Source organism: Methylobacterium sp. WL103 (assembly GCF_008039885.1).
GTDB classification, from domain to species: Bacteria; Pseudomonadota; Alphaproteobacteria; order Rhizobiales; family Beijerinckiaceae; genus Methylobacterium; species Methylobacterium cerastii.
This window is the reverse complement of the sequence record NZ_VRUX01000714.1, coordinates 1-1,898: the sequence shown is the minus strand read 5'-3', so window position 1 is coordinate 1,898 and position 1,898 is coordinate 1. Positions and strand designations below refer to the sequence as shown.

The 1,898-nt window shown below is 72.7% G+C and carries 2 protein-coding genes; both read left to right on the top strand.

Annotation, left to right across the window (positions count from 1 at the left end):
- The first annotated feature begins 133 nt into the window (after window positions 1-133).
- Window positions 134-1,015, top strand: coding sequence for a dienelactone hydrolase family protein (locus FV222_RS24580; RefSeq protein ID WP_147815870.1), 882 nt, complete (start codon window positions 134-136; stop codon window positions 1,013-1,015).
- Window positions 1,016-1,235: 220 nt separating this feature from the next.
- Window positions 1,236-1,694, top strand: coding sequence for a response regulator (locus tag FV222_RS24575; RefSeq protein WP_147753734.1), 459 nt, complete (start codon window positions 1,236-1,238; stop codon window positions 1,692-1,694).
- Window positions 1,695-1,898: the final 204 nt, after the last annotated feature.

The following is a 1,898-nucleotide window of genomic DNA, read 5'->3' as shown; positions in this document are numbered from 1 at the left end:
GCCGGTGCCGGTGCCGGCGCGGCGTTCGGCGCGGATGTCCGCCGGCGCCTGAGCGTCCCGTCCTGACGGCGCCCCATGGTTGACCCGAGGCCGGCGACATGATGCGCTCGTTTGAGGGTTCGAGGAGCACGGCATGACGGACGGCGACGTAGACGGCAACGCGGGTCTCGACGGGTTGATCGTCCCGCCCCTGTCGCGCCGGGGCTTCGTGATGACGAGCCTGATCAGCGGCTTCACGCTCGCGGTCACGCCGGTGGAGGCGCAAATCGTCCACACCGACGCCGCCGGGATCGAGGCGGGCGAGGTGCAGATACCGGCGGCCGACGGGCCGATGCCGGGCTACCGCGCCGTGCCCGAGGGGCCGGGGCCGTTCCCCCTGGTGCTGGTGGTCGAGGAGATCTTCGGCGTCCACGAATACATCAAGGACATCTGCCGGCGCCTGGCCAAGGCCGGCTACTGCGCCGTGGCACCGGAACTCTATGCCCGCCAGGGCGACCTGTCGCAGATGACCGATCCCAAGCTCATCATCCGCGACGTGATCTCGAAGACTCCGGACGCGCAGTGGATCGGCGACCTCGACGCCACGGTCGCCTGGGCGACCTCCGCCGCCAAGGGCGACGGGGCCCGCCTCGGGGTGATGGGCTGGTGCCGCGGCGGCCGCGCCGCCTGGCTCTACGACGCCCACCGCCGCGACCTGAAGGCGGCCGTGGCCTGGTACGGCCCGCTCGGCGGCGACCCCACCGACATCCAGCCGCGCAGCGCCGGCTCGGTCGCCGCCACGCTGAACGCGCCGCTGCTTGGCCTCTACGGGGGCGGCGACACCGGCATCCCGGTCGCCTCGGCCGAAGCCGCGCGCGACGCAGCGAACGCCGCCGGCAAGCGCGTGGAACTCGTCGTCTACCCGGACGCCCCGCACGGCTTCCACGCCGACTACCGGCCGAGCTACCGCAAGGACGCCGCGGAGGACGGCTGGCGTCGCGCCCTCGCGTTCCTGAAGGCGAACGGCGTCGGCTGAAGCCGGCCGGGCCGGGGCGCCGCGACCAGCGGTCACGGAGGCCTCCGGCCCGTCCTTCACGGCTGTGTGCCCTATCCGACACGGTGGGCGGGGCCGGTTTATGCCAGGATGCGCCGTGGCGGCCCGTGCACGCACGGATCGGCCTGCCGTGCGCATCGACGATGGCGATGACCGACCGATCCGAGGGGCCGACCATCCGGCCCGCCTAGAGTGTCCGGCCATGACCGACGTGACTTCGCCTGGACGGAAGCCCGTGATCCTCGTCGTGGAGGATCAGCCGGACGAGCGCTTCCTCGCCGCCACCCTCCTGGAGGAGACCGGCTTCACCGTGATCGAGGCGGAGACCGCCGAGGGGGCGCTCGCCATCCTGAACGATCGCGGCGACGAGGTCAGCGTCGTGTTTTCGGACGTGCGCACGCCCGGGCCGATCGGCGGTTTCGAGTTGGCTCGGATCATCGGCGTCACTTGGCCGCGGGTGCGGGTGCTCCTCACTTCGGGCGACGCCGGCGACCAGCCGAGCGACCTGCGGGTCTCGGCGACCTTCATCCCGAAACCGTGGCGGGCCGAGGACATCCTGGCCTGGGTCGAGCAGGCGGCCGGGCGGCCCGCTGGGTCGGGCTCGGGCCCCTCGGTGATCGGCCCCGGCGGGACGCTGATTCCGCATTCGCCCGAACCCTGAACGCAGCAATGGGCAACCCCGCCCTGTGGACGGGCTGCGGTGTCACCGCCGGCGCCTCGTCGCCTGCGCCGAATCTGCTATGCAGTCCCGCGAGCGGACCGCCGCAATCCTCGAAGCGATCGAGCCGTCCATGTTCCTGAAAGCCCGTCGCGGTCCGTTGGCCGCGGGCCTGTTCGCCCTCCTCGTCGCGGCCTCGCCCGCCAC

What these genes read in the sequence shown, in the direction of transcription:
- FV222_RS24580 (WP_147815870.1), top strand. Translation starts at nt 134, where the DNA reads ATGACGGACGGCGACGTAGACGGCAACGCGGGTCTCGACGGGTTGATC.
- FV222_RS24575 (WP_147753734.1), top strand. Translation starts at nt 1,236, where the DNA reads ATGACCGACGTGACTTCGCCTGGACGGAAGCCCGTGATCCTCGTCGTG.